29 protein-coding genes are annotated in these 25,454 nt (G+C 63.8%); 16 read left to right on the forward strand and 13 right to left on the reverse strand.

The genetic code is table 11. From position 1 onward, the window contains the following. Window positions 1-22: 22 nt before the first annotated feature. Window positions 23-760 carry a tellurite resistance TerB family protein gene (locus ACYG9Y_RS01885; protein WP_023671935.1) on the forward strand — a complete coding sequence of 246 codons (738 nt, stop codon included), beginning with the start codon at window positions 23-25 and terminating at the stop codon, window positions 758-760. Between the two features lie 332 nt (window positions 761-1,092). After that, the gene (locus tag ACYG9Y_RS01890) at window positions 1,093-1,854 is read left to right on the forward strand and encodes an SDR family oxidoreductase (protein ID WP_023737654.1); all 762 of its coding nucleotides are present in this window, start codon (window positions 1,093-1,095) and stop codon (window positions 1,852-1,854) included. Between the two features lie 12 nt (window positions 1,855-1,866). Here the strand turns inward: ACYG9Y_RS01890 and ACYG9Y_RS01895 are convergent, their stop codons facing one another. After that, on the reverse strand, window positions 1,867-3,051 hold the full coding sequence (locus ACYG9Y_RS01895; protein WP_023737655.1) for a pyridoxal phosphate-dependent aminotransferase: 1,185 nt from the start codon (window positions 3,049-3,051) through the stop codon (window positions 1,867-1,869). An 83-nt stretch (window positions 3,052-3,134) separates the two neighbouring features. On the opposite strand from ACYG9Y_RS01895, the gene ACYG9Y_RS01900 reads away from it, so the two are divergent. From ACYG9Y_RS01900 to denD, 4 genes are read left to right on the forward strand one after another with little or no spacing between them, the layout of a single operon-like run. Further along, window positions 3,135-3,821 carry a GNAT family N-acetyltransferase gene (locus ACYG9Y_RS01900; protein ID WP_023737656.1) on the forward strand — a complete coding sequence of 229 codons (687 nt, stop codon included), beginning with the start codon at window positions 3,135-3,137 and terminating at the stop codon, window positions 3,819-3,821. 15 nt (window positions 3,822-3,836) lie between these two features. Beyond that, on the forward strand, window positions 3,837-4,808 hold the full coding sequence (locus ACYG9Y_RS01905) for a cation diffusion facilitator family transporter (RefSeq protein WP_023737657.1): 972 nt from the start codon (window positions 3,837-3,839) through the stop codon (window positions 4,806-4,808). A 58-nt stretch (window positions 4,809-4,866) separates the two neighbouring features. Next, window positions 4,867-5,082, forward strand: coding sequence for a hypothetical protein (locus ACYG9Y_RS01910; protein WP_023737658.1), 216 nt, complete (start codon window positions 4,867-4,869; stop codon window positions 5,080-5,082). Between the two features lies 1 nt (window position 5,083). After that, window positions 5,084-6,067, forward strand: coding sequence for a D-erythronate dehydrogenase (gene denD, locus ACYG9Y_RS01915; RefSeq protein WP_023737659.1), 984 nt, complete (start codon window positions 5,084-5,086; stop codon window positions 6,065-6,067). A 10-nt stretch (window positions 6,068-6,077) separates the two neighbouring features. Here denD and ACYG9Y_RS01920 read toward each other — a convergent pair whose 3' ends face one another. The 4 genes from ACYG9Y_RS01920 to ACYG9Y_RS01935 form a co-directional block, all read right to left on the reverse strand. Next, the gene (locus ACYG9Y_RS01920; protein WP_032923663.1) at window positions 6,078-7,244 is read right to left on the reverse strand and encodes a nickel/cobalt transporter; all 1,167 of its coding nucleotides are present in this window, start codon (window positions 7,242-7,244) and stop codon (window positions 6,078-6,080) included. Then, window positions 7,244-7,921, reverse strand: a complete 678-nt coding sequence (locus ACYG9Y_RS01925) for a DUF1007 family protein (RefSeq protein ID WP_023737661.1) — start codon at window positions 7,919-7,921, stop codon at window positions 7,244-7,246. Before ACYG9Y_RS01925 ends, ACYG9Y_RS01920 begins: the two co-directional genes overlap by 1 nt. 89 nt (window positions 7,922-8,010) lie before the next feature. Then, a complete protein-coding gene (locus ACYG9Y_RS01930; RefSeq protein WP_023671925.1) occupies window positions 8,011-8,910 on the reverse strand; it encodes a LysR family transcriptional regulator in 900 nt (299 codons plus the stop codon). A 2-nt stretch (window positions 8,911-8,912) separates the two neighbouring features. Then, window positions 8,913-10,112: an amidase gene (locus ACYG9Y_RS01935; protein ID WP_023737662.1), complete on the reverse strand. Its 1,200-nt coding sequence runs from the start codon at window positions 10,110-10,112 to the stop codon at window positions 8,913-8,915. Between the two features lie 539 nt (window positions 10,113-10,651). On the opposite strand from ACYG9Y_RS01935, the gene odc2 reads away from it, so the two are divergent. Together odc2 and ACYG9Y_RS01945 are read left to right on the forward strand one after the other, a co-directional pair. Next, complete coding sequence (gene odc2 / locus ACYG9Y_RS01940; protein WP_023671923.1) at window positions 10,652-11,785, forward strand: ornithine/lysine decarboxylase; 1,134 nt, start codon at window positions 10,652-10,654, stop codon at window positions 11,783-11,785. Window positions 11,786-11,929: 144 nt separating this feature from the next. Next, window positions 11,930-12,472 (forward strand): GNAT family N-acetyltransferase, encoded by a 543-nt coding sequence (locus ACYG9Y_RS01945; protein WP_023686385.1) that lies wholly within the window; start codon window positions 11,930-11,932, stop codon window positions 12,470-12,472. Between the two features lie 69 nt (window positions 12,473-12,541). Here ACYG9Y_RS01945 and ACYG9Y_RS01950 read toward each other — a convergent pair whose 3' ends face one another. From ACYG9Y_RS01950 to flhA, 8 genes are all read right to left on the reverse strand, one after another. Continuing rightward, window positions 12,542-12,826 carry an SCP2 sterol-binding domain-containing protein gene (locus tag ACYG9Y_RS01950; RefSeq protein WP_023683274.1) on the reverse strand — a complete coding sequence of 95 codons (285 nt, stop codon included), beginning with the start codon at window positions 12,824-12,826 and terminating at the stop codon, window positions 12,542-12,544. Window positions 12,827-13,020: 194 nt separating this feature from the next. Then, a complete protein-coding gene (locus ACYG9Y_RS01955; RefSeq protein WP_023683275.1) occupies window positions 13,021-13,569 on the reverse strand; it encodes a hypothetical protein in 549 nt (182 codons plus the stop codon). A 28-nt stretch (window positions 13,570-13,597) separates the two neighbouring features. Further along, a complete protein-coding gene (locus tag ACYG9Y_RS01960; RefSeq protein WP_023671919.1) occupies window positions 13,598-14,014 on the reverse strand; it encodes a hypothetical protein in 417 nt (138 codons plus the stop codon). Window positions 14,015-14,027: 13 nt separating this feature from the next. Beyond that, the gene (locus ACYG9Y_RS01965) at window positions 14,028-14,600 is read right to left on the reverse strand and encodes a rod-binding protein (RefSeq protein ID WP_023710959.1); all 573 of its coding nucleotides are present in this window, start codon (window positions 14,598-14,600) and stop codon (window positions 14,028-14,030) included. Between the two features lie 89 nt (window positions 14,601-14,689). Next, window positions 14,690-14,824, reverse strand: a complete 135-nt coding sequence (locus tag ACYG9Y_RS01970) for a hypothetical protein (RefSeq protein WP_023691742.1) — start codon at window positions 14,822-14,824, stop codon at window positions 14,690-14,692. A gap of 67 nt (window positions 14,825-14,891) precedes the next feature. Continuing rightward, window positions 14,892-15,275, reverse strand: coding sequence for a hypothetical protein (locus tag ACYG9Y_RS01975; RefSeq protein WP_023691741.1), 384 nt, complete (start codon window positions 15,273-15,275; stop codon window positions 14,892-14,894). A gap of 1 nt (window position 15,276) precedes the next feature. After that, entirely contained in the window at window positions 15,277-16,029 is a 753-nt protein-coding gene (fliR, locus tag ACYG9Y_RS01980; RefSeq protein WP_023710960.1) for a flagellar biosynthetic protein FliR, read from the reverse strand. Next, window positions 16,026-18,113: a flagellar biosynthesis protein FlhA gene (flhA, locus tag ACYG9Y_RS01985; RefSeq protein ID WP_023671908.1), complete on the reverse strand. Its 2,088-nt coding sequence runs from the start codon at window positions 18,111-18,113 to the stop codon at window positions 16,026-16,028. Before flhA ends, fliR begins: the two co-directional genes overlap by 4 nt. A gap of 123 nt (window positions 18,114-18,236) precedes the next feature. On the opposite strand from flhA, the gene ACYG9Y_RS01990 reads away from it, so the two are divergent. From ACYG9Y_RS01990 to ACYG9Y_RS02025, 8 genes are all read left to right on the forward strand, one after another. Further along, complete coding sequence (locus ACYG9Y_RS01990; protein WP_023733453.1) at window positions 18,237-18,536, forward strand: putative quinol monooxygenase; 300 nt, start codon at window positions 18,237-18,239, stop codon at window positions 18,534-18,536. Between the two features lie 523 nt (window positions 18,537-19,059). Then, window positions 19,060-19,329 carry a hypothetical protein gene (locus ACYG9Y_RS01995; protein ID WP_023737663.1) on the forward strand — a complete coding sequence of 90 codons (270 nt, stop codon included), beginning with the start codon at window positions 19,060-19,062 and terminating at the stop codon, window positions 19,327-19,329. 90 nt (window positions 19,330-19,419) lie between these two features. Next, window positions 19,420-20,073, forward strand: a complete 654-nt coding sequence (locus tag ACYG9Y_RS02000; RefSeq protein WP_027049833.1) for a helix-turn-helix domain-containing protein — start codon at window positions 19,420-19,422, stop codon at window positions 20,071-20,073. 37 nt (window positions 20,074-20,110) lie between these two features. Then, window positions 20,111-21,187, forward strand: a complete 1,077-nt coding sequence (locus ACYG9Y_RS02005) for an extracellular solute-binding protein (protein WP_023737664.1) — start codon at window positions 20,111-20,113, stop codon at window positions 21,185-21,187. A gap of 22 nt (window positions 21,188-21,209) precedes the next feature. Next, window positions 21,210-22,082 (forward strand): ABC transporter permease, encoded by an 873-nt coding sequence (locus tag ACYG9Y_RS02010; protein WP_023686367.1) that lies wholly within the window; start codon window positions 21,210-21,212, stop codon window positions 22,080-22,082. Beyond that, window positions 22,082-22,879: an ABC transporter permease gene (locus tag ACYG9Y_RS02015; protein WP_023737665.1), complete on the forward strand. Its 798-nt coding sequence runs from the start codon at window positions 22,082-22,084 to the stop codon at window positions 22,877-22,879. Before ACYG9Y_RS02010 ends, ACYG9Y_RS02015 begins: the two co-directional genes overlap by 1 nt. Continuing rightward, a complete protein-coding gene (locus ACYG9Y_RS02020) occupies window positions 22,876-23,991 on the forward strand; it encodes an ABC transporter ATP-binding protein (RefSeq protein ID WP_023686365.1) in 1,116 nt (371 codons plus the stop codon). Before ACYG9Y_RS02015 ends, ACYG9Y_RS02020 begins: the two co-directional genes overlap by 4 nt. A gap of 50 nt (window positions 23,992-24,041) precedes the next feature. Then, window positions 24,042-25,427: an NAD(P)/FAD-dependent oxidoreductase gene (locus tag ACYG9Y_RS02025; protein ID WP_023737666.1), complete on the forward strand. Its 1,386-nt coding sequence runs from the start codon at window positions 24,042-24,044 to the stop codon at window positions 25,425-25,427. Window positions 25,428-25,454: the final 27 nt, after the last annotated feature.

A 25,454-nucleotide genomic window follows, 5' to 3' on the forward strand; every position in this document is an offset into this window, starting at 1 on the left:
CGGGCCCTTTTCTGGAGGCACCATGTTCGACCCCAAGAAGCTTCTCGACGATCTGCTCGGCTCGCAAGTTCCCGGCACAACCGGCACCGTTCGCGACAAGGCCGGGCAGGCTGTGCAGATGGCCAAGGACAATCCGCTGGCCGCCGGTGCGCTGGCCGCGGTGCTGCTTGGAACCGGCACGGGACGGCAGGTCACCGGCACGGCCGTGAAGCTCGGCGGACTGGCTGCGATCGGCGGTCTCGCCTACAAGGCCTACCAGAATTACAAGGCCGGCAATGCACCCGAGCAGGCGCCGGCGGCCGGCCAGCCGGAATTGCTGCCGCCGCCCGCCGACACCGGCTTTCATCCTTCACAGGCGCCACAGGGGGAGGACGAGTTCACGCTGACCCTGGTGCGGGCGATGATCTCGGCGGCCAAGGCCGATGGCCATGTCGATGACGCGGAACGCCAAAAGATCGCCGGCAAGCTCAGTCTGGCCGGCATCGGCACGGAAGCGGAAAAGTTTCTGATGGCCGAGCTGGACAGCCCGCTCGACCTCGATACGCTGGTCGCAGGCGCCAAGACCGATGAGCAGAGGCTCGAGCTCTACACGGCGTCCCGACTGACGATCGACCCCGATACGCGCGCCGAACGCGGCTATCTCGACCTGCTCGCCGGCCGGCTCGGCCTGCCGGATGCGCTCGTCGATCATGTCGAGGCGACGGTGTCGGCGGCCAAGGTGCCGGTTCCGTCAGGCACGGCGCCGAACCCGCGCTGGTAGACAACGCAGCCGCGGCGGGAAAAGCGTTAACTTCTCGTTTACCGAGGAAGCGCATGATTTTAGTTAGTCGGATCGGCTTTTCCTCCTCCCAAGCCCGGTTCAGATCAGGGGGCGGTCGCCAATGACCGCCCTTTTTGTCGGACCGATCACATAAAGCGCGTGGCGCTTCATGTTTTTGTCCGGATGCATGTCGTTCTCTCAGAACCGGGGCCACTTTTGAGCGACATGCATTAGTGTCCGACTTGCCATGATCGCCTTCATTTGCGATGGGTCGGTGCATTCGGATGCACCCCGATCTGTGCCGGGGATGCGCGGCGCGCAGGAGCAAAATCATGACAGTCCTCACAGAGAAAACCGCCATTGTTACCGGCGCCGGCACCGGCATCGGCAAGAGCGTCGCCACGGCGCTGCTCAAGGCGGGCTGGAACACGGTGTTTTGCGGCCGCCGCAAAGCGGTGCTCGATGCCGCCATTACCGAGGCCGGGAAAACGGACGCCAAGGCGCTGGCGGTTGCCTGCGACATCAGCAAGGCCGGCGAAGTCGATGACCTGTTCGAGACGGTGGCCGCAGCCTTCGGCCGCGTCGACCTGCTCTTCAACAATGCCGGCATGAGCTACAAGTCGACGCCGATCGACGAGATCCCGGTCGAGGTCTGGAACGATATTGTCGGCGTCAATCTCACCGGATCGTTCCTATGCGCCCGCGCCGCCTTCGGCGTCATGCGCAAGCAAAAGCCAATGGGCGGCCGCATCATCAACAATGGCTCTGTGTCGGCCTATGCGCCACGGCCGGGCTCGGTGCCCTATACCGCGACCAAGCACGCCATATCGGGGCTGACCAAGACGCTGGCGCTCGACGGCCGGCCCCATGACATCGCCTGCGGCCAGATCGACATAGGCAACGCGCTGACCGATATGGCGCACGCAATGACGGTCGGCGTGCCGCAGGCCAATGGTACCATCGCCGCCGAAGCGGTGATGGACGTCCAGCGCGTCGCCGACGCCGTCGTCCACATGGCCAGCCTGCCGCTCGATGCCAATGTGCTGTTCATGACGGTGATGGCGACCAAGATGCCGTTCGTGGGGCGTGGGTGAAGAGCCGAAGGCCTACCTCTTCAAAAACGACTCGATCCGCTCCAGCGCGCGCAAGATGTTCTCTTCGGAATTGGCGTAGGAGAGCCTGATGTAGCCTTCGCCGAGAATGCCGAAATCGGGGCCGCCGATCAGCGCCACGCCGGCCTCCTCGAGCAGTGCCGAGGCGAGCTTCTTGGCCTTCCAGCCGGTCTTCGAAACATTCGGGAAGGCATAGAATGCGCCCTTGGGCGTGATGCAGGAGACGCCGGGCAGCGCGTTCAGCCCCTCGACCACGATCTTCCTGCGGTTGTCGAAGGCGCGCATCATCTTGTCGACATCGTCCTGGGGGCCGTCGATGGCGGAGATGCCGGCGAACTGGCTCGGCGCGTTGACGCAGGACCAGCAATTGACCGCCAGCTTGCGCACCTTGTCGTAGAGATGCGCGCCCTTGTCGCCATTCGGCCAGATCGACCAGCCCATGCGCCAGCCGGTCATCGCCCATGTCTTCGACCAGCCGTTGAGCACGATCAGCCGGTCGCGAATTTCCGGAAAATTGAGCAGCGAAAAATGCGTCTCGCCGTCATAGGTCATGACGTCGTAGATTTCGTCGGAGAGGATAGCGACCTGCGGATGCGCTTGCAGTCCCTTCACCAGCTTCTCGATCTCGGCGCGCGGCGTGACGCCGCCGGTCGGGTTGGCCGGTGAGTTGAGGATCAGGAGCCTCGTCTTCGACGTGATCAGCGCCAGCGTCTCTTCTGCCGAGAAGGCAAAGCCGTTCTCCTCGCGGATCGGCACCGGAATGGGCGCGGCGCCGGTGAACTCGATCATCGAGCGGTAGATCGGAAAGCCTGGGTCTGGATAGAGGATCTCGGCGCCGGGTTCGCCGAACATCAAGATGGCCGCGAACATGGTCGGCTTGCCGCCGGGCAGGATCATCACATTTTCCGGCGAGACCTCGACGCCGGTGGTGGCCAGCGTGCGCCGCACCACCGCTTCGCGCGTCGCCAGCAGGCCGTTGGCCGGGGTGTAGCCATGGTGACCGTCGCGCAGCGCCTTGATCGCGGCCTCGACAATGTGCTGCGGCGTTTTGAAGTCGGGCTGGCCGATGCCGAGATTGACGATGTCGCGGCCCTGTTGAGCCAGTGCGGTCGCCCGCGCCAGCACGGCAAAGGCGTTTTCCTCGCCGAGACGGTCGAAGGCCGAAATCGTGTGGAGCATTTTTCCCGTCCGTGTGGTTCTTGCTGTTAGGTCGCGTTTTTGTGAGCGTCTGCTCACAAAAGTCAAACGGATTGGAGTTTTGCGTGTCGGAAAATCTCAAAGATTGGCAAGCGCGTCCGCGGCCCGAGCGCAAGCCCATTGACGGCCGCTATGTCCGGCTCGAACCGCTGAGCGCCGAAAAGCATGGCGATGGGTTGTACGAGGCGTCGTCGGTGCCCGACATCGATGGACGCTTTGCCTGGCTGCCCGACCACCCGCCGCAAACCCGCGCCGATTTCCAGCCATGGCTGGACAAGGTCGAGGCGAGCGAGGATCCGCTGTTCTTCGCCGTCATCGACAAGGCCAGCGGCAAGGTCGCCGGGCGACAGACGCTGATGCGCATCGATCCTGCCTATGGCGTCATCGAGATCGGCAACATCTATTGGGGGCCACTGATCTCGCGCAAGCCGGCAGCGACCGAGGCGCAGTTCCTGTTCATGAAGTACATTTTCGACGGGCTGGGCTATCGCCGCTACGAGTGGAAATGCAACAACCGCAACGACCCTTCGAAGCGCGCGGCGGAACGGTTCGGCTTCAAGTTCGAGGGCATTTTCCGCCAGCATCTTGTGGTCAAGGGTGAAAACCGCGATACGGCATGGTACTCGATCATCGACAAGGAATGGCCGGCGCTGCGCAAAGCCTATGAGGCATGGCTCGATCCTGCCAATTTCGATGGCGAAGGCCGGCAGAAGCGGCGGCTCGAGGATTTCCGCGCCGAGTTCGGCGCGTAACAGGAGTTTTTTTCGATGGCGCACAGCCATGATCATGGTTCGCATGCTGGGCATGGCGCCGGCCACGTGCATGGCTCGACCGACAAGAAGCGTGTGCTGATCGCAGCCTGCCTGACCGCCGGCTTCATGGTGGCCGAAGGGCTTGGCGGCCTTTTGACGGGATCGCTGGCGCTGCTGGCCGACGCCGGCCACATGCTCGCCGACTCGATTGCGCTTGGCCTTGCCTGGTACGCCTTCCATCTTGGCGGGCGGCCGGCGACGGTGCGCCTCACCTACGGCTTCGGCCGAGTCAAGACGCTGGTTGCCTACACCAACGGCATTGCCATCTTCGCCATTGCGCTGTGGATCGTCTACGAAGCCTGGGGCCGGCTGATGACGCCGGCGCCGGTGCTGGGCGGGCCGATGCTGGTGGTGGCGATCGCCGGCCTTCTGGTAAACTTCGCCTCGTTCTTCGTGCTGCATGGCGGCGACCACGACAGCCTCAACATGCGCGGCGCCATCCTGCATGTGCTGGGCGACCTGCTCGGTTCGGCGGCGGCGATCGTGGCGGCGCTGGTCATCCTGGCCACCGGCTGGACGCCGATCGATCCGATCCTGTCGGTGCTGGTCTCCCTGCTGATCCTGTCCACCGCATGGTCGCTGATGCGCGAAGCCGCCCATGTGCTGCTCGAAGGCGTGCCGGCAAGGCTCGACCGCGATCTCATCGCCAAGGATATTGCCGGTACGATCAAGGGCGTGCGCGAGGTGCACCATATGCATGTCTGGTCGCTGGACGGGTCGAGCAACATGGCGACGCTGCATGCCTGCCTCAACGATGGCGTCGATCCGCACCAGGCGGTCAGCGCCATCAAGAAGCGGCTCGCCGCCGAACACGGCATCAGCCACGCGACGGTCGAACCGGAATTCGGCCAGTGCGCCGACAGCCATGACGAGCACGATCATGACCACGACCATGGTGCGCCACCGCATCACGGCCATTATCACTGACAGGGAATTTCATGGCATTGGCATCCGAGTTGACGAGTTCCCGCTGTGGCGGGACGGCATGATGGATCGCGACACGCGAAACGCGCTGATTGCCGCAGCCTGGATCATGCTGCTGTTCGGCATCGCGGCGTTCTATCTGCCGACCGTGATGCTGGCCGTCGGCAATGTCTCGACCGTACTTGCCGGCATCGTCGGCATCGCCTTCGTGCTGGCATTCTTTCTGGTGTTCTGGTTGCGGGGCCGCAGCCAGACAAGGGCAAATAAGAGGCTTTGAAATGCGCATCCTGATTACTGGCGCCGCCGGCATGGTCGGCCGCAAACTTGTCGACCGGCTGGCCAAGGACGGCACGCTCAACGGCCGCAAGATCACCGGGCTCGACCTGCACGACATCGTGCCGCCGCAGGCGCCGGCGATGGACGGCGTCAGCATCGCCACGCATACCGGCGACCTTGCCGATGCCGGTGCTGCCGAGAGCCTGGTCGCCTCACGCCCCGACGTCATGTTCCATCTCGCCGGCATCGTGTCGGGTGAGGCGGAAGCCAATTTCGATCTCGGCTACCGCGTCAATCTCGACGGCACACGGGCGCTGTTCGACGCCGTGCGGCTGGCGGGCTTTTCGCCGCGCCTCGTCTTTACCTCGTCGATCGCGGTGTTCGGCGCGCCGTTCCCGGATGTGATCCCGGACGATTTCCACCCGACGCCGCTGACCTCCTACGGCACGCAGAAGCAGATGAGCGAAGCGCTGCTTGCCGACTATTCCAGGCGCGGCTTCTTCGACGGCATCGGCATAAGGCTGCCGACCATCTGTGTGCGGCCGGGCAAGCCGAACAAGGCGGCTTCGGGCTTTTTCTCCGGCATCATCCGCGAGCCGCTCGCCGGGCAGGAGGCGATCCTGCCGGTGCCGCGTTCGGTGCTGCATACCCATGCCAGCCCGCGTTCGGCGGTGAACTTCCTGATCCATGCCGCTGGGCTCGACGGTGCCGCTGTCGGGCCGCGCCGCAACCTCACCATGCCCGGCGTTGCCGTCACCGTCGGCGAGCAGATCGAGGCGCTGGAGCGCACTGCAGGCGCCGAGGTGGCGAGCCTGATCCGTGAGGAGCCCGACGAAACGATCTGGGCGATCGTCAAGGGCTGGCCGACGCGCTTCGAGGCGCGCCGTGCAAGGGGCCTCGGCTTCAGCGCCGAAAACAGTTTCGATGAAATCATCCGCGCTCATATCGAGGATGAGCTGGGCGGAGATATCGCGGGTCAGGCCTGACCCGCCGAGGTCACACAGCTCCGGACAGGCTCGCCGACAACAGCAACAGCCCGAACAGGAAGACGAAGGCGGCGCCGCCGATTTCGACGACTGTGTGGATGCGGTTGCCCATGCGGCCATCGCCGGCGAAATAGACCGCCCAGTTCTTGGCTGTCACCGCGATCGTCGCCAGCGCCGAGACTGTGATGGCGGTGCCGATCGACATCGCCAGCACCGAGAGCAGGCCGCCGAGCCACAGGCCGTTGAGCAGCGCGAAGCTGAGCACAATCAGCGCGCCGGAGCAGGGACGGATGCCGACGGCGGCTACTGCCGACCAGGCCGTGCGCCAGTCGAAGCGATCGCCCGACAGCAGCGCCGGATCGGGCGCATGCGAATGGCCGCATGTGTCGCAGACCTCGCCGGCTGGGTGATCGTGAGCGGCGTGATCGTGATGGGCGTGGTCGTGATGGGAATGATCGTGCGTGTCGTCGTCGTGCGCTGCGTGATGATCATGCGAATGGTCGTGATGCACATGCAAGGCGTGCGAATGCGCCTGCGCCGCGTGGCTGTGACCGGCATGCGAATGGCCGCTATGGGAATGACCGGCGTGGGCTGCCGACAGGCTGTAGGCGGGCGCCCTGCCGAACCAGCGCTGGACCGTGGGCCCAAGCTTGCGCCACAGCAGCCAGGCGCCGAACAGAGTGACGAAGACATAGCTCATGATCTCCATGAACCAGGCTGCGTCGGTCATCGAGATGGCGGTGCCGCGCAGGACGAAATAGGCAAGCAGCATCACCAGGATCGCGGTCAGGCCCTGCAGCAGCGCCGAGACGAAGGACAGCAGGATACCGCGCCTGAGCGCCACTTCATTGGCCACCATGTAGGACGAGATGACCGCCTTGCCGTGGCCGGGGCCGGCGGCGTGGAAAATGCCGTAGGCGAAGGACAGGCCGATCAGCAGCCACATCTTGCTGCCGTCCTCGCGCATTGCTTTCATCGCCGTGGCCAATGCGCGGTAGAATTCCTGCTGGCGCAGATTGATCCACATCAGGATGTGGGCGAACGGGCCGGTGGTGGGCGCCATGCCGTCATTGACACCGATGCCGAGTGAGCTCTGGGCATGGGCCTGCCCGAGAAAGTGCGTCATCAGCAGGGCAGCGGCCACGAGGCCGAATGCCAAACGCAGGGACGGTTTCATCACCGGATATATCCTTCTGGCGGGCAATTCAGTTCGAGCTTGGTGGCGAAGATCTTGCTCATGTCGGTGCCTGTCGGGTCGTTGAAGAACGCGTCCGTCAGGGTCTTCTGGTTTTCCTTGATCGCCTCGTCCGGGTCGGGCCGGATGACGCTCTTGGTGCAGTTCGAGGGCAGGCCTTCCACCGTGATGTTGCTATCCTCGGTGAAGTCGATCGCCGTATAGAAGGTTGGATCGTAGACGCCGAAATCGATCTTGCCGGCGAGCTTGATCGGCATCTTGGGTTCGGATTCGAACAGGATGATCAGCTGGTCGTTTTCGAAATTGGCCATAAGATGCGGTGGCGGCGTCATCGGCACGTCCTTGCCGTCGACGGTGACGAGCTGGAAATAATTGAACTCGGCCAGCGAGGCATGAACGGTGTCGGCGACATCCTTCAGCTCCTTGTCGTCAAGCTTCAGGTCGGAGTTCTTGTCGAACTCCATCATCACCGTACTCGAAAACAGATCATCGAAACGCCAGAGGTGACGCAGCGCTTTCACACTTTGGTGATCCGGAGAGAGGATCACGTCGAGGCGGGCCTCGGCGAAGACATGAGGATGCGCGCCAGCCGCTCCGACGGCGGCAAAAGGCGCCGCCAAGGCCGAAGCCAGCATGATTGCGTGCCGTTTCAGATGCATTCTCGGTCGCTGTTCCATCGGCCTCGGAGAGATGTCGAGAGGTTACCAGAAACGGGGCGAAATTGGGACCGCGGCACGGCAAGACCGGGTCAGGCGCTCTCGCGGTTCTTGAACCACTGCACCAGGAAATCGACGAAGACACGGACCTTGGCCGGCAGATAGCGACGGTGCGGGTAGACGGCGAAAATCCCGCTGCCCGACTGGATGCGGTCGTCGAGCAACGACACCAGCAGCCCGGATGCGAGGTCGGGGGCGGCGATGAAATCGGGCAGGATGGTGAAGCCCAGGCCGGACACGGCGGCGGCTCGCGCTGCCATCGGGCTGTTGACCTCGATGGGACCCGATACGTTGACGCTGACTGACTCCTCGCCATCGCCCCTGAAGCGCCAGTTGGCGAGCGAGCGGCCATTGGTGTCGACGATGCAGGGCAAGTTGGCGAGATCCTGCGGGCGCGTCGGCTTGCCGTGCTTGGCGATCAGCTCCGGCGAGGCGCAAAGCTTGATCGAAAACGGCCCCAGGCGGCGGGCGATCAGCGATGAGTTCTCCAGCCGCGAGATGCGCACGGCAAGATCGAAACCTTCCTCGACCAGATCGACAAAGCGGTCGTCGAGATGGATGTCGAGGACGATGTCGGGATGCTGCTTGGCGAAGTCGATGAGCGACTGGCCAATCGGCGCATCGGCGAAGGTGCGCGCCGCCGACAGCTTGATCCTGCCGCGCACGTCGCCGGAGGATTCGCGCACGGCGTCGGCCAGGCTGTCGACCTCGCGCACGATTTCCGAAGCGCGGCTGTAATAGGTATGGCCGGCCTCGGTCAACGAGAACTGCCGCGTGGTGCGGTTGAGCAGCAGCGCGCCGAGTTCGTCCTCGAGTTCGCGCACATATTTCGACAGCAGCGCCTTGGAGCGACCGATCTTGCGCGCGGCCGCCGAAAAGCCTTCGGCCTCGACGACGTCGATGAAGGCGCGCATGCGGGTCAGTGTATCCATCATCAGGCCTTTCGTGCCGCATCGAGAATTCGCCGGCCGAGCCGTATCAGGGCAATGTCGCTGCCGGGAGGGCCGAGCAGCGAGAGGCCGAAAGGGGCACCGTCAACCGAGCCCAGCGGCAGGGTGATTTGCGGAAAGCCTGAAAGACCCGAAAGGCACAAAAGATGCAAGGCCCTTTCGCGGTAGGCCTGGAGCTGCTGCGGCTCGCTTTTGACCAGAGGTGCGGGGCCTGGAACGGTGGGCAGGACAAGAAACCCGTCCTGGCCGAGCAGCGCGGCTAGCTCGGAGCGGAACGTCAGGCGGCGCACCGCCTCGGCCCGCGCGGTCTTTTCGTCGATCGTGCGGCCAAAACCAAAGCGCTCCTCGACGCCCGGCCCGAGATCGCGCTCGCCAGAAATGATCCAGGCGCCATGCTGCTGCCATGCCTCGGCGGCCTGGAGGCGGCGAAAGCACCAGTAGAGCTCGTCGGGGAAGGAGGCGAAGCTGTACTCTACCGGCGCCGGCTCACCGATAAGACTGGCGGCCAGCGCTCTCATCCTGGCATATTCGGCTGCCTCAGCGGGGCCGGCCACGAAAGCGTCCAGCCAGCGGATCGAAAGCGGCCGGGTGAGCGGATACGGATGCGGGTCGCGGCCGAGCAGCAATTTGCCGATTGTCTCATAGGTCTCGATGTCGTCGGCGAACCAGCCGAATGTGTCGAAGCTCGGCGCCAGCTTCATCGTGCCTTCGAGCGAAATGCGGCCATGCGTGGTGCGCAGCCCGATCAACCCGCAAAAGCTCGCCGGGGCACGGATCGAGCCGCCGGTGTCGGAGCCGGTGGCGATATCGGCAAGCTTGCCGGCCACCGCCGCCGCCGAGCCTGACGAGGAACCGCCGGTGACGCGATCGGGAGCGGCCGGGTTCACCGGAAACGGAAAATGCGCGTTCTGGCCCATCAGCGAGAAAGCGAACTCGTCGGTCTGCGTCTTGCCGATGAAGCGCGCGCCGGCGTCGAGAATCATCTGCACGGCCGGTGCCGTGCTGGACGCGGCATGCGCCTCGTCGAACTTCACCGGATTGCCGCAACCGGTGCGGTAGCCGGCGACGTCGTAAATGTCCTTTACCGCCAGCCTGAGCCCGGCCAGCGGCCCCAGTTCCGCATTGGCGACCGGCATGCGGCGCAGGTCAAGAAAGGCGTTGAGCGGGCCGTGCGTGCCTGGCATCGTTCGATATCCGTATACAGTAGGCCCAGCATTGTTCGATGCCGGAAATTTTACAACCTGGGATACGATTTTTATTGATTGTGAAATCTTTCGATCTTATATCGCGCTTGCCCAAAGTCGCACGTGCCTGTGGGTGTCCGCCGATCCTCGAATGGTGAGGGAAATCGGTAAGGTAACTGGAGCTAACCCCTCCAGTCGGTCTAGCGGCCAACCGCCAGCCCGAGGACACCTTGAAGCAACGACGGTGCGGGCCTTTCTGGTGTTCTGCCGGTCGTCCAAAGACCGGGGTTACTGAAGAGGCACACCTTCATTGCCGGCAGTGCGGACGGGTCTCCCATCCAAGCCAAGGCAGACAAAGCGAACCGAGGCCGGGCAAGGCCAAGGTTCACCGCCGCGAGACGGCGTTTCATGGTTCCGGGGTCTCCACCGGCTGGTTCCATGAATTTCCGTCCCGCCTTTGTTTGACCGCGCGTCGCGAGGCCGAGAGCCCGCGTCCGCAGCCTTATTGCGCGCCGCAAGGCGTTAATGGAGAGACCCCGATGGCCACTCAGCGCATCCTCGACTTCCTCGCCACCCGACGTCCGTCCGGCCCCTGCCTCGTCGTCGACCTCGATGTCGTGCGCGACAATTTTCGCGCCTTCGAAAAGGCGCTGCCCGATTCCCGGATCTACTATGCGGTGAAAGCAAATCCGGCGCCGGAAATCCTGCGCCTGCTTGCTGCGATGGGCTCATCCTTCGACACCGCTTCCGTTGCCGAGGTCGAGATGGCGATGGACGCCGGTGCGCCGGCGGACCGTATCTCCTTCGGCAACACCATCAAGAAGGAGCGTGACATTGCACGCGCCTACCAGCTCGGCATTCGGCTGTTTGCCGTCGATTGCGTCGAGGAAGTCGACAAGATCGCCCGCGTCGCTCCCGGCGCGCGCGTGTTTTGCCGCGTTTTGACCGATGGCGAAGGCGCCGAGTGGCCGCTGTCGCGCAAGTTCGGCTGCGTGCCGGCGATGGCCGTCGATGTGCTGCGCCATGCCAGGACGCTCGGCCTCGACGCCTATGGCGTGTCGTTCCATGTCGGCTCGCAGCAGACCGACCTGACGGCGTGGGACCGTGCGCTGGCCGACGCCAAGAAGGTGTTCGCCACGCTCGCCGATGAAGGCATCGTCCTCAAGATGGTCAATATGGGCGGCGGTTTCCCGACGCGCTATCTGCGTGACGTGCCGGCGGCCCAGGCCTATGGCCAGGCCATCTTCTCGGCGCTGCGCAAGCATTTCGGCAATGCGATCCCTGAGACCATCATCGAGCCGGGTCGCGGCATGGTCGGCAATGCCGGCGTCATCAAGTCGGAAGTCGTGCTGATCTCGAAGAAGGCCGAAAACGACAATGTGCGCTGGGTGTTCCTCGACATCGGCAAGTTCGGCGGTCTGGCCGAGACGATGGACGAGGCGATCCGCTATCCGATCGTCACCCGCCATGACGGTTCGGAGACCGCACCTTGCGTGCTCGCCGGCCCGACCTGCGATTCGGCCGACGTGATGTACGAGAAGACGCCGTATCCGCTGCCTCTGTCGCTGACCATCGGCGACGATGTGCTGATCGAAGGCACCGGCGCCTACACGACCACCTACTCGGCGGTCGCCTTCAACGGCTTCGAGCCTCTCCGATCCTACGTGATCTGACGGCTTCGGCCTTCAGATCACCCCAGGCGGACGTTTGCGTCCGCCCGGGTTCGCCTGTGGAACAAGCTCCGCTCGTGAAGGATCGCGGAAATGGACATTGTAAATTACATTGACGGCATTGGATTCTCCCCCCCCGAGGGGGAGATGGCCGGCGCCATTCCCATCGTCGCCGAAACTGCGGCAGACATTGCATCGCGTGAAGCGTTGCTCGATCGCGCCATGGGGCCGATGCGGCGCAAGAAATCGTCGGAGAAGCTGCGGCGCGGCCGCCGGCCTTCCGAAGGCCTCGCTTTTGTCGTGCGCGATGCAACCGGCGCGGTTGCTGGTACGGTGCGGCTGTGGGACGTGCGTCTTGGCGAGGGTGGCCCGGGAGCACTTCTGCTCGGACCGCTCGCCGTCGATCCGGCGCTGAAGAACGCCGGCATCGGCTCGGCGCTGATGCGCCATGCTTTGGCCGAGGCCGCGCGTCTCGGCCATGCCGCGGTGCTGCTGGTCGGCGATGCGCCTTACTATGGCCGCTTCGGCTTCTCGGCGGAGAAGACCGGCGCGCTCGCCATGCCTGGTCCGTACGAGCGGCACCGCCTGCTGGCGCTGGAACTGATCGATGGTGCGCTCGACGGCGCGCATGGCACGCTGAAGGCTGCAGGTCGCAAGCTCAAGGCACAGAGGCTGTCGCTGGCCGCCTGATTGTCCAAAAACAAACGCCGCCGGTCCTTTGCATTTCAGCGAGGGCGGCGTTTTGTTGTTGCGAAGGGCTCAGCCGATCAGTTGGCTGAGCGCCATGGCGACCGACATATCGCCTTCGACCTTTATCTTGCCGGACATGAACGCCATGGTCGGGTTGAGGTCGCCGGCGATCAGCGAATCCAGATCGTCGAGCGACAGCTTTATGGTGCAGTCGGTCGGCGCGTCGGTGGTCGAGACGGTCGCGCCGTCGATGACGATGACGCCGTTGCTGCCGGTATCGAACTTCACGGAATGTTCGAACCCGGCGCTCGCCACGCGCGACCTCATCTTCTCGGCAATATCCTGAACGCTCATGACTGTTCTCCTGGTCTCGTTGCGTTTTGCCGCGCTTCAGTGACCGGCCTCCGCCGAAGTCACTGTCTCGCGCGTACCGCGATCTGGTCGCTTGGCGCATATAGCTTCGAGTTGACGTAAACGTCAACGCGCGATGCGTCATCTCGTTTCAGTCGGAAGGAATGCGGCAGAGAACATTCGCCCTGCGACGAAGGTTAGTGTTCAGCAGCGGGCTTCGCCGCCTCGGCCTGGGCCGATTCCGCCGGGGCCGGTTCGGTCGGCGTGGCCGGATCCTTGCGGCGGCGCATGGCGTTGTCGCGGATTTCGTCCTTGGTCAGGAAGTTGACCTGGTCGATCAGCACTTCATGCACCAGGTCGGCGCCGACGCGGGCGTTGACGGTGTCGCGTATGGCCTTGCGGAAGGCATCGAGATCGATGGTTTCCTTCTTGGTGAAGTCGATCTGAGGATTGGAGTAGAGATAGGAATAGACCTGATCGGTCATCAGCGCTTCGGCCGGGATCGACATCTTCTTTATCTCGGCCGGCTCGACCGTGTAGACGAGCTTGGTGAGGAAATAGCCGTCGATCTTGGAATCGCGGATCAGCGGCACCGAGATGATGTCGGTCTTGACGTAGTCGAGGCCACCCAGCATCGGTTTCGGCGTCTCGCCGACGCCGCGCTCACCGGCCGCCTGGAACGAATAGAACACCGCGCCAAGCGTGGCGGCGCAGATCCAGATCGCGGCAGCGATGAATTTGATCACCGGTTGTTCCCGCCTGTTGCCGAGATCATCAGCTCGCCCAACCGAATTCGCCGGCCGAATAGGTGCCGTCGGCTTCGGCGCGCTGAATGGCGTTCTTCAACAGCGTGGCGACTTCGTTGACCGCGTTGAGGTGGGCGAGGATTGCAGCCTCGTTTTTCGCGAGCTTCTGGCGCAGCCGCGCCAGACTGTCGCGATGCTGTTCCAGGAATTCGATCTCGTTGGCGCCCTTCATGGCGCGGGTCAGCTCATAGAGGTAGCGGCTCTTGCGGGCGTTGGAGGCCTTGAGGTCATAGCTGGTGTCGTTCTTCAAACCGGCCGTCTCTTCCTCGACCGCTTCCTCGATGCGGCCGATGATGGCGGCAAGGTTGCCCGGCCGTGCAAACGGGATCGGCGCTTCGGACGTACGCGCCGGCAGGTTGGAAGAGTATTTTGAAAAATCGGCCATTGAAAATCCTGGTCTAGATCTTGATTTCGGTTTTGATGGTCGTCTCGTCGCCGGTCATCGACCCTGCGGCCTTGCGCTGCAATTCCTCGACCAGCGAGGTGGACAGCCGGGTCTGCTGGTCGATCTCGGTCTTGTGCGGCCCGGTTGACACCGGGCCGATCGGCACGGTGCGCTTGCCGTCCTTGTAGTGGTCGGCGAGCAGCGATTTGGCGATGCCGATCCCTCCGCGCTCGGCCATGACGTCGGCGACACGCTCGGCAAGCTGCGATTTCCATATGTCGCCGGCCAGCCCCTTGCCGTAGACGCCCTCTGTGTCCTTGGGCAGCATGTTCTGGATGAAGGTCTGCAAGACCATGGCCTCGAACTTCTTGAATTTTCCCGCGGGATCGGCGCCTGCCGCGGCCTTGTCGGCCGTGGCACGCGACAAGATCGAGCCGGTATCCACCGAAGCCGCCATGTCGACCAAAAAGGCGCCGCCAACGCCGTTGGCCCGCTTGGCCAGCGCGGCACGGGCAGCCTCGATATCCGCCGGGTCGACGGCTCGGGCAACATCGAGAACGATGTCGCTGGGTGGAGAAATCGCCAAGAAAGTCCGCCTCTTTGCCGGGTTTCCTGAGCGACCATGCCGCAGCAAGCTTGTGGCAGGCTTGCCGGCTCGAAATCCTTCGCCGGATGCTAGGCCATTGCTATCAGCAGCGGCAACTCCGGCTGGGTCGATGCGATCTGGTCGTTTGCGGTGGGCGCTGCCGGCGTCGCCATGGTCAGATCGTAGGTGGCGTAGGCGCAGAGGCCGAACACGGCGCCGTACACCCAACACAGCCCGCCGCACGGAACGAAACCGAACGCCGTCCGCAGGTGACCCGGCTCTAACTTCCGATTATTCCTGCCCTCGCCTCTGCGCGATCAGATCGAGCCGGTCGCGGTCGGAGCGTTCGCGTTCGTCCTGTCGGCGCACGTCCTTGTAGGCGCGCTCGACCATGTTGGTGCGCGCCGTCGCAGTGGCGATGAGCGTGACCTCCTGCCTGGCGCCTTCCAGGCTCGCTTCCTGCCGGACCAGCGCATTGGCGATGCGGCGATGGTAGAGGTCAGGGAACAGCACCGCCATCGACTGGTCGGCGTCGAAATGCTGGACAAGTTCCCTGGCCTCGGTTTCGGCGGTTGCCGCTGCCGCCAGGAAGGCCGCATGGCGCGTCTCGTGCAGGGCCTTCAGCTGCTCCTGCACCTTGACCAGTTTCTTCAGCCGTTCCTTGCGCGTGCTCATCTCACCTCGCCAGCGTCAGATCGACAAAGCCGTCGACGAACAGCGACAGCATGGTGCCGATGGCGAAGTAGAAGATGATCATGCCGCCGGCGATGACGAAAGGCAGTGAGATGAAGTAGACCGGAATCTGCGGCGTCAGCTTGTTGACGAAGCCGATCGTCAAATTGACCAGGATGGCATAGGCGATGAACGGGCTGCCGAGCCGGATGACCAGGAAGAAGGCGTCCGACACCGTGTCGGTGAGATCGACCAGGGCGGCCTGCGGATTGAAGAAGACGTTGACCGGCGCCACCGTGTAGGAGGCGACCAGAGCGCGGATGATCTCGTGGTCGAAATCGAAGACGAAGAGCAGCAGCAACGCTGAAAACGAGATGATGGCGGCGAGGGCCGCCTGCGGCTCTGGCTCCTCGATGGCGGGGCCGCCGGTGCCGCCATAGCCGATCAGCATGGCGATGGCCGAACCCATGAAGCGCAGCGCCTCCATGTAGAGCCTCGTCATCGCGCCGATCAGCCCGCCGACCAAAAGTTCGGAGATGATCATCGGCGCCAGCACCTGCGGACGCGCATCGACGAAGGGAAAGATCTTGTCCCACAGGAAGGCGAGCAGGCCACCGGTGGCGGCGATCGACACGAACAGCCGGACCTGGACCGGCACGCGGGCGCTGGACAGGCCCGGCATCAGCATGAAGCAGGCGCCGATGCGACAGAAGGCGAGGAAGGCGGCGATGACGAGGCCTTGCGACAGTATGTTCACGAGATCGTCCCGAGCACCTTGATCTCGACGCCCTTGGCGATTTCGACATGGGAGAGAACGGGAAGCGTCGTGAACAGGCGCTCGATGATCATGCGCACATAGGGGCGAGCATCGGGCGCGGTGACGAGGACAAAACGCTCGCCGGCCTCGAGATGCTTGCGGATCGCCTTGGTCGCGTCCTGGCCGAATTCCTCCAGCTGGCGCGGGTCGATGTCGAATTCGCGCACCTCGCCCTTGGCGTCGCGCTTGAGGCTCTGGTGGAAGGCGAGGTCCCAGCGGTTGCCGAGGCGCAGCACCTTGAGCATGCCGCCCTCGGAGAGATCGCCGCAGATCTGCTGGGCCATGCGGATGCGGACATGCTCGACGATCTGCTCGGTGCGGCGCACATGCGGCGCGATCTCGGCGATAGCTTCGATGATCAAATGCAGGTTGCGGATCGATACGCGTTCGGCCAGCAGCAATTTGAGCACCGCCTGCAGGCCGGGATAGGAGATGTGCGAGGTGCAGATCTCGTCGGCGAGCTTGCGGTATTCCGGATCCTGGCGCTCGAGCAGCGCCTTCATGTCCTTGTAGGACAGAAGCTGCGGCAGGTTGTTGCGGATCACCTCGGACAAATGGGTGAGCAGCACCGACATGTTGTCGGCAAAGGTATAGTTCTCGCGCTTCAGATCCTCGGCGAAGGTTTCGAGCACCGAGAAGGCGCGCATGCCGAAGGCCGGCTCGCGGATTTCCTCGCCGGGAACGTCGGGCAAATCCCGGTTGCCGAGCAGCACCATGATCTCACCGACGCGCATCTGGTATTCGGCGACGACGGTGCCGTGGACCTTGATCTGATAGCTTTTCGGCGGGATGCCGAAATCGTCGGCGACGCGCACTTCCGGCACGACGAAGCCATATTGCGTGGCAAATTTCTTGCGCATCTTGGCCATGCGGAACACCAGTTCCTGATGCGACACCAGCAGCCGCGTCGACAGCTGTTTGCCGATCAGAAGCTCGATCTCGGCGGTGGTCAGCGAAGCCTTGACCGAGTTCTTCTCTTCCTCGACCTTGTTCGCCTTCTCCAGATCCTTGATCGCTTCGGCGGCGGCAGCCTCGCGGTTGGCGCGCATCGGGATGACGTAGCCAAGGCCGGCCATGCCGGCGGCTAGCGTGAAGAACGGGAAGAACGGCAGGCCGGGCATCAGGCCGAGCAGGACGAGCAGCGAGGCCGCGACATAGAGCGCGCGCGGATGCGCACCGAGCTGGCCGAACACCGCCTGGTTGGTCGAGCCGCGCGTGCCGCCCTTGGACACAAGCAGGCCGGCGGCGAGCGAAACGATAAGCGCCGGGATCTGGGTGACGAGGCCGTCGCCGACCGACAGTTTGATGAAGACATCGGCGGCTTCGCCCATGCCCATGCCGTGCCTGATGTAACCGATGGCGATGCCGCCGACGATGTTGATGGCGGTGATGATGAGGCCGGCAATGGCGTCGCCGCGGACGAATTTCGAGGCGCCGTCCATCGAGCCGAAGAAGGAGGATTCCTCTTCCAGCTCGCGGCGGCGCAGTTGCGCTGTCTTGTCGTCGATCATGCCGGCGGACAGGTCGGCGTCGATCGACATCTGCTTGCCGGGGATGGCGTCGAGGGTGAAGCGGGCGCCGACTTCGGCAATACGGGTGGCGCCTTTGGTGATGACGATGAAGTTGACCACAATCAGGATCATGAAGACGATCAGGCCGATGACGAAATCGCTGGCCATCACAAGTTTGGAGAAGCCGGCGATGACATAGCCGGCGGCGTGCGTGCCCTCATTGCCGTGCGACAGGATCATGCGCGTGGTGGCGATGTTGAGCGATAGCCGTAGCATGGTGGCGATCAGCAGCACGGTCGGGAAGGACGAGAAATCGAGCGGCCGCTGGATCCACAGCGCCACCATCAGGATCAGCACCGACAGTGCGATCGAGAAGGCGAGGCCGATGTCGATGAGGAAGGCAGGGATCGGGAGGAACAGCACGGCCAGGATGATGACGATGCCGATGGCGAAGAAGACATCGCGGCCGTTCTTGGCCACTGTTCCTGTCGCTAAGCTTTCGCTGACGGCCATATCGTCCCCAATCACAAGCCTGCCGAGCACGCGACAGCCCTTCGAGCCTAACCGGTCAAGCTTGCGCGAGGGTGGGAGGACTGGTTACTTGCCAGGACGACAGAGGCCTTGAGGAGAGAGATCATGCTGGTGATCATCGGCACCATTCGCCTGCCTGCGCAACGGCTCGACGAGGCAAGGCCGGCCATGCGGCGCATGATACTGGGCAGCTGGGCGGAGCCCGGCTGCATCGAATACTCCTACGCGCAGGACGTGCTCGACGCCGGGCTCATCCATGTAATCGAGGTGTGGAGCGACAGGGCCGCGCTCGACGCGCATTTCCGCTCGCCTCACATCGCCGATTGGCGGGCGAGCTGGGCATCGCTCGGCATAGGCGAGCGCAACCTCATGCTCTACGAGGCCGGCGAGCCGAAGCCGATCTGAGGACCAGGCACAGTCAAGAAGGCGTGGGCCCAAGAAAGTCTAGCAGGCGTTGACCTGTCTGCAGACCATCCGCCGCCATCGGTATCGTGGCAGTCTTCATAGCTGCCGTAGCAGGTGTTCGTCGAATTGCGATACCAAGGATAGCCGCCAGGACAGCAAACATCTTGTTGTGCAGTCTGGATAAATTCCTTTGCCGGCCGGCTTTGGTTTTCCGGATTGCCTCCCGCCAAAAAAAGAGACATCGGGTGTGACACAACAGACCTAACCGGCATATCCATGCTTGAATTGCTCACCGCAGACGAGCTCAAAAAAATCATGCCAACAGCTAATGAAAAAAATCCCCGCGCACTCATCTTCTCCTCCTTGAGGGAAATAGAGACGGCCAAAAATAACACAGCTGCGTCGATTGCGTAAGCGATCGCTCATATACCTCGACGCGCTCGCGGGGAATTGAAGCGGGGCGGCAAGCCTGACTGCGCCTCAGCGCCAAAATGGCGCCGCAAGCAGCCGGCATTATGTCGGCGTGCTGATCGTCGCCGAACTGCACAGCGATCCGTCCGATGGTGAGACGCCGGTGCTGGCGCCGGCCAAATTCCGGCATGCGGTGCTGGTGCCGACCATGAACGTCCAGTCCACCGCCGAAACCATCCAGCGCGCCGTCGCGGAGGAACTGGAGGTGGTCGAGAATTTCGACAACCGGGCCGTTGTCGGGCTTTTGACCGAGGGCCATCTGATGCGGCGCTACGCCGAGGAACTCGACAAGGCGCGGCGCGACCTGTCGGGCGAAGACTAGGCCTCGGCCGGCATCTTAAATGTCCCTACTCGGCGCTTGCCACGTGTACAGTGTCACTGTACAAATTGTTCAGTGGGAGAAAAAGACGGGATGAGCACCGACCAGGCTCCGGTCAAGAATGGCGTCGCCTCGACGGCGACGCATGCCCATCAGATGTTGGGCCAGCGGCTGAAGAGCCTGCGTCTCGGCCGGCGGCTTTCGCTGCGCGAACTCGCCGAGCTGACCGGGACCAGCGCCAGCTTCATCAGCCAGCTCGAGCGCGGCCTGACCGGCGCCAGCACCGCCTCGCTCAACCAGATGGCCTCGGCGCTTGGGGTGAGCGTGGCGATGCTGTTCGAGGATAGTGCCGCCGGGCAGCGCGGGGTCTTGCTGCGCAGCGAGCGGCCGAGCCTGCCGCCCAGCGACGGCTGCCGCAAGATGCTGCTCTCGCGTCCCCCTTTAAGCGACATGGAAGTCTATGTCGGCGAGTTCGAAATCGGCGGCTCGACCGGCCCAGCGCTCTACACCCATGGCGACGCGCACGAGATGCTCGTCGTGCTGCGCGGCATCGTCGAGGTTTCGCTCGGCGATGTCAGGCATGTGCTGGAAGAGGGCGACAGCATCGAATACGCGACATCGACAGCACATCGCTCAGAGAACATCGGCAGTGGCCGAGCCGAGGTGATGTGGATCATTGCGCCACCGACTTCGGTGCGCGCCGAACTCGATCAATACAGGGCCTGGAAACCGCTCGCAGCCAGGTAGGTTCAATCCATGCGGGTCAAATGGGAGAACAATAATCATGCTGAAAACAAGACATCTTGGCCTTGGCGCCGTGCTGGCGCTCGGCGTTCTGGCAACCGCAGCGTTCGCGCAGGAAAAGCCTGTCGCGGGTGAGGTCAAGGAAGGCTCGCTCAAGGGCAAGACGCTGACGCTCGTCTCCTATGGCGGCATCTACCAGGACGGCCAGGCCGCCGCGCTCAAGGAGTTCGTCGAAAAGTCCGGCGCCACGCTGCTCAATGACGGGCCGACAGAGATCGCCAAGCTGCAGGCGCAGGTCGAATCCGGCAACGTCACCTGGGACGTCGTCGACACCGCCGACCTGCCGCCTTACGTCTATTGCGGCAAGCTGTTCCAGAAGCTTGATTTCAGCAAGCTCGACGTCTCCAAGGTGCCCGAGGGCCAGGTCGGCGAATGCTCGGTGCCGGCCATGAACTACGGCGTCGTGCTGATGTACAACAAGGAGAAGTATGGGGATAACCCGCCCAAGAACTGGGCCGATTTCTTCGACACGGCAAAATTCCCCGGCACGCGCGCGCTCGACGGTTCGGGCGACCCGACGGGCGGCCTGCTGGAGCAGGCGTTGAAGGCGTCTGGCGGCGACCCGAAGGCGATGACGGTGGCCGACATCGACAAGGCCATCGATGTCATCCGCAAGCTCGGTCCCGACACGATCTATTGGAAGACCGGCGCTGAATCGCAGCAGCTTGCCGAATCTGGCGAAGCCGACATGCTGATGATGTGGACCGGACGTGCCATGACGGCGGTGAAGAACGGCGCCAAATATGCGCCGGCCTGGCAGGACTGGCTGGTGGTGATGGACCAGATGACCATTCCGGTCGGCATCAAGGATACGGATGCGGCTTATGCGCTGCTCAATGCCTATCTCGGCAAGGGGGCGCAGGAGATCCTGGCGCAGCAGACCTCCTATACGCCGATCAACAATGACGCGCAGCCCAAGGTCGATGCGTCGGTCGCCGCCTTCCTGACCAACACGCCCGAGCGCCAGAAGCAGGGTTACAAGCAGAACATCAAGTTCTGGGTCGAGAACTTCCCGGTGGCGCAGGAGAAGTGGTCGGCGCTGATGGCCGGCAACTGAACAGCCAAGTGAGAGCCAGGCCGTGAGCGCGTCCGAACCCATCGCCCAACCCGCCGCCCATGCGCGGTCGGGTCGGGCATGGCGGCCGTTCGCGCTCACGGCGCCGGCGCTCATCCTGCTCGTCGCGGTGATCGGGTATCCGCTGCTCACCATCGTGCTGCGCAGCCTGTCGGAACCTGAGTGGGGGCTGCAGAACTATGCCTGGTTCTTCGGCGCGCCGGTCAACCTGACAGTGCTGCAGCGGACTTTCGTCATTTCGGCCTGGGTGACGCTGGTCTGCGTCATCGCGGCCTATCCCTATGCCTATCTTATGACCGCGGTCGGGCCGCGCGTCCGGCTGGTGCTTGTGCTTTGCGTGCTGATCCCGTTCTGGGTGAGTGGTGTGGTGCGAACGCTGTCATGGGTGATCCTGCTGCAGGATTCGGGCGTCATCAACTCGTTGCTGCGATCGGTCGGGTTCGGCGGCGTCAAGCTGATCCGCACCCAGACCGGCGTGGTTATCGGCATGGCGCAGGTGCTGTTGCCGTTCATGATCCTGCCGCTCTATTCCGTGATGCAAGGTATCGACCTCAGGCTGATGCGGGCGGCGCAAAGCCTTGGCGCGCGGCCGTCCCGAGCGTTCTTCACCGTCTATCTGCCCCTGTCGCTGCCCGGCGTCTATGCCGGCGCGATCATCGTCTTCATCCTGTCGCTCGGCTTCTACATCACGCCGGCTTTGCTCGGCGGCCCGCGCTCGACCATGCTGTCGACGCTGGTGCAGACGCAGGTGCTCAGCCTGCTGCAATGGGGCAGGGGCGGCGCCATGGGCGTCGTTCTGCTGGTCACCACCTTCGTGCTGCTGGCGCTGGCAGCACCCGTGATGCGGTCCAGGCATCGGGAAGCGGGGCGGCGCTGATGGAGATGAAGCCGCTCACCCGCGTTCTTCTCGGGCTCGTCTGCCTGCTGGTGGCGATATGGCTGGTGGCGCCGACGCTGGTCGTGGTGCCGATGTCGTTCAACGAAAACAAATCGCTGGCGTTTCCGCCGCAAGGCTTTTCCTGGCAGTGGTACCAGAATTTCGCCACCAATCCGGACTGGTCGAACAGCTTCCTGAACTCGCTGAAAGTCGCCTCCATCGTTGCCGTCCTGGCAACGGTGCTCGGCACGCTTGCCGCCTTCGGCCTCGACCGCATGAAGGCGCGGCCGGCGAACCTTTTGCGTATGCTGATGCTGACGCCGATGGTGGTGCCGGGCGTGGTGCTGGCGATCGGCATCTATGCCGTCTATCTCGACACGCAGCTCGTCGGGACGCTGCTCGGCTTCGTGCTGGCCCACACCATCCTTGCGCTGCCCTTCGTGCTGATCGCGGTCTCGGCCAGTCTCGAAGTGTTCGACCGCCGGCTGGAGACAGCCGCCGCGAGCCTGGGCGCCGGCGCACTGACCACGTTTCGCACGGTGACGCTGCCGCTGATCGCGCCGGGCGTGCTCTCAGGCCTGCTGTTCGCTTTCGCCACGTCGTTCGACGAGATTGTCGTGTCGCTGTTCATCACGAACCCCTATCTCAAGACATTGCCGGTGCAGATTTTTGCCTCGATCACGCGCGACGCCGATCCGACGGTGGCGGCTATCGGCACGATCCTGCTTTTCGCGACCACGATCCTGATCGGCGGCGGCATGCTCCTTCTTGGCCGCGAGCGGAAAGGACGCCAATGAATCCGAAGCCGACAAGCAAGGGCGCGGCGATCGATCTCGAAGCGATCAGCAAGGCCTATGGCGGCTTCAAGGCGCTGGACGGCGTGTCGCTGCGCATCGAGCCCGGCGAGTTCATGACGCTGCTCGGCCCCAGCGGCTCGGGCAAGACGACGACGCTCAACGTGATTGCCGGTTTCACCGATGTCACCAGCGGCAAGCTTCTGGTCGGGGAAAAAAGCGTCGTCGGCGTGCCGGCGCACAAGCGCAACATCGGCGTCGTCTTCCAGCATTACGCGCTGTTCCCGCATATGAGCGTCGGCCGCAACGTCGCCTATCCGCTGACGCTGCGCGGCGTCGACCAGGCGACGCGGCAGACACGCGTGGCAAGGGCGCTCGACATGGTCAAGATGGGCGATTTCGCGCATCGCTATCCCAGCGAATTGTCGGGCGGCCAGCAGCAGCGCGTGGCGTTGGCACGCGCCATCGTCTTCGACCCGCCGCTGCTCCTGATGGACGAGCCGCTCGGCGCGCTCGACAAGAAGCTGCGCGAATGGCTGCAGCTCGAGATCAAGCGCATCCATCGCGAACTCGGCACCACCTTCGTCTATGTCACGCACGACCAGGAAGAGGCGCTGGTACTGTCGGACCGCATCGCCGTGTTCAACCGCGGGCGCATCGAGCAGGTCGGCACCGGCCGCCAGCTCTATGACGAGCCGGCAACGCTCTTCGTCGGCCGCTTCATCGGCGATTCCACCGTGCTGCGCGGCAAGGCGCGCAGCGATGGCAACAGCACCGCGCTGAGCATCGCCGGCGAGACGGTGACGGTACCGCGTAAGCTGTCGGGGGAAGCCAGTCCGGTGATGCTGCTGCGTCCCGAAAAGCTCGCGATCCGAAGAGCCGGCCAAAGTGCTGCCAATGGCGCCAACCGCCTGTCGGGGACGATCGCGGAAGCCATCTATCTCGGCTCGGAATCGAAATACGAAGTTAAGCTCGCCGACGGCTCGGCCGCGATCGTGCGCTCACCGCTAACCGGCGAGAGTTTTGGCCTCGGCGACAAGGTCGAGCTCTGCTTCGACGGCAGCGATGCCAAGCTGCTCGCGGACGACGCAAGCGCCGACACCACACTCACCTGATTCCATCTGGCCTGATCCCATCTGGCCTGATCCCATCTGAAAGTCATTCCATGCAAGCCAAGCGCAACGGCGACATATCGTTCTGGTATGCGGATCTGGGGGCGGTTCCCGTTCCGCGCCCGCCCTTGCCTGGAAACATCGAGGCCGATGTCGCCATTGTCGGCGCCGGCTATACCGGCCTGTGGACCGCCTACTATCTGAAAAAGGCGAAGCCATCGCTGCGCGTCGTGATCGTCGAGCGCGAATTTGCCGGCTTCGGCGCTTCGGGGCGCAATGGCGGCTGGCTGTCGGGCGGCTTCAGCTGGTCGCGCGAAAAATATCTCAAGACATCGAGCCGGCAAGGCGTGATGGCGATGCAGGCTGCGATGGCAGGCTGCGTTGACGAAGTGATCCGGGTCGCGACCGAGGAAGGCATCGACGCCGACATTCGCCGCGTCGACAACCTGACGGTGGCCACCAACGCAGCGCAGTTGGAGCGCGTGCGCGAAGAATGTGAGACGATCCGTTCCTGGGATGTCGACCCGAACCGCGCCGAGATGCTGGACGCCGCCTCAACGCGCACGCGCATCAACATCCGTAACGTCATGGGCGGCTTCGTCGTGCATGGCCAGGCGCGGGTGCAGCCGGCCAAGCTGGTGCGTGGGCTTGCCGATGCCGTCGAGCGGCTGGGCGTGCCGATCTATGAGAAGACGACGGTGACAAGCATCGCCAAGGGCAGTGTGACGACAGACCGCGGTACGGTGCAGGCGGAGACGATCATCCGCGCGACCGAGGGTTTTACATCAGGCATCCCCGGCGAGGAGCGGACCTGGCTGGCGCTCAACAGCGCGCAGATCGTGACTGAGCCGCTGCCGCCCGACCTGTGGCGCGACATCGGTTGGGAAGGGCACGAACTGCTCGGCAATGCGGCGCATGCCTATTGCTATGCCCAGCGCACGCGTGAGGGACGCATCACCATGGGCGGACGCGGCGTGCCTTATCGCTACGGCTCGCGCACCGACGTCAACGGCCAGACGCAGCAGGCCACGATCGACCAGCTGCACACGATCCTGACGACGCTCTTGCCGCAGACCAAGGGATGCCGCATCGATCACGCCTGGTGCGGCGTGCTCGGCGTGCCGCGCGACTGGTGCACCACGGTCGGCCTCGACCCCGCGACCCGCATCGGCTGGGCCGGCGGCTATGTCGGCCTCGGCGTGTCCAGCGCCAACCTTTCGGGGCGCACGCTGGCTGACCTTGTTCTCGGGGCAAACACCGAGCTGACGAAGCTGCCCTGGGTCAACCGCAAGGTCAGGCCATGGGAACCGGAGCCCTTCCGCTGGCTGGGCGTGCATTCGATGTACCAGCTTTATCGCATTGCCGATGGCCGCGAGGCGGCAGGGCTTGCGCGCACCTCGAAGCTGGCCGCGTTGGCCGACAGCATCACCGGCCACTAAAGCCATTTGTTCTCACGCAATTCCGGG

The sequence above is a fragment of the Mesorhizobium sp. W050 genome, assembly GCF_054719535.1.